At 30.9% G+C, this 732-nt stretch carries 1 protein-coding gene; it reads right to left on the reverse strand.

Annotation, left to right across the window (positions count from 1 at the left end):
- Position 1: 1 nt before the first annotated feature.
- Positions 2-376, reverse strand: a complete 375-nt coding sequence (locus tag A33I_RS19655) for a hypothetical protein (protein WP_022630026.1) — start codon at positions 374-376, stop codon at positions 2-4.
- Positions 377-732: the final 356 nt, after the last annotated feature.

Consider the following 732-nt stretch of genomic DNA (forward strand, 5'->3'; position numbering starts at 1 on the left):
CTTACCAATCAACTCCATAGGAATTTTGAAATTGTTCAGCTAAATGGGGTTTTTCAGTAAGACTAAAAGCATCTAATACCGTCCTATTGTTTTGATAAACTCGAACTATAAACTCTTCACCGTCAGCTTTAGCTAAATAAAATTTTCGCAATTGTGGAGAGTCTTCTGTTCCAACAAACTCAAATGATATATCACTGCTTGAGCTAAGGACTTCAACCATATTTGCTTCGAGAGTCCTTTGTTGTTGAGCGTTTGCAAATGCAATTATTCCAACAAAAAATATTAAAGAAATAACAATAAAACCAACCATACCTTTAGCAATACTAACTTCATTACCAGTAACAACTTTGTGTTTTCTATTAACCTCCGTTTGCATACCAACACCTCCTATTCTATATTACTAAAAAATTCTATTTATACCATTTAATTAGTTAATATTCACATAATATCCTTAATTTGGAGTTAACTACTAGTAAATTAAATTAACATTCTCCTTTAACTTAAAATCATTTTCATTTTATTAACAATAAAAAAAGCAATGCCATGTTCAGCGTTGCTCAGGTAGTGTTATTTTCTACTCGTTACAAATAATCTTTGAGAAAAATAGTAAGCTAATGTTGCGATTGATAAAGTTGCCAGTAACGGAATTATAGAAGTCTGCCCAAACATTACTTCTTGATTTACACCAATCTTCGTTGAAGAAAAATCAGGAGTATAGAAAATCGTTAGAAC

It is taken from the genome of Alkalihalophilus marmarensis DSM 21297, from assembly GCF_000474275.2.
GTDB classification, from domain to species: domain Bacteria; phylum Bacillota; class Bacilli; order Bacillales; family Bacillaceae_D; genus Alkalihalophilus; species Alkalihalophilus marmarensis.

Excerpts from the sequence above, each read along its gene's own strand:
- A33I_RS19655 (WP_022630026.1), bottom strand. The coding sequence starts at position 376 with ATGCAAACGGAGGTTAATAGAAAACACAAAGTTGTTACTGGTAATGAA.